This is a genomic window from Saccharospirillaceae bacterium (assembly GCA_022448365.1).
Classification (GTDB): Bacteria; Pseudomonadota; Gammaproteobacteria; order Pseudomonadales; family Oceanobacteraceae; genus Bacterioplanoides.
This window is the reverse complement of the sequence record JAKVCS010000024.1, coordinates 1-433: the sequence shown is the minus strand read 5'-3', so window position 1 is coordinate 433 and position 433 is coordinate 1. Positions and strand designations below refer to the sequence as shown.

General features: G+C 48.5%; 1 protein-coding gene. It reads right to left on the bottom strand.

Annotated features, from left to right (window positions below; all coding sequences use genetic code 11):
- A partial coding sequence (locus tag MK185_17690; GenBank protein ID MCH2042463.1) for a hypothetical protein occupies nucleotides 1–433 on the bottom strand: 433 nt, incomplete at both ends.

The window sequence follows — 433 nt, the reverse complement described above, 5'->3', positions numbered from 1 at the left end:
CATTGCCAGCTTTCCCCTTACCAAAGTGCCGCAGTCATAGGTAATATCGGTCTGCACACCGTAGGCTGGCGCCAGTTTACGCATATCCCTTTGCGAAGCACCCACCAGCCATTTTGCCGCCCAGTCAATTAAGCGGGGCGATTTATACAGCCGTAAAATTTTAGCGATAATGCAAATAAAGGTTGCTCTGGGGCCAATGTTTGCGCCAAATACCCGGGCATTAGCAATGCTATAGTGGCGAGCCAGACGCATTATTTCTTCAGCATAAAGCAGCATGGTTGACACCTCACCAATCGGTTGAGGAAAGCTGACCTTATTGCCCGCTTTTCGCATCGGCACCTTGATAAGCTCACCGTTTTTGAGGTAACAAAACCCTTTTTCTTCACCAAAGTCACCAAGACCATTGATGATACTTCCAACTCCCCAGAAACCG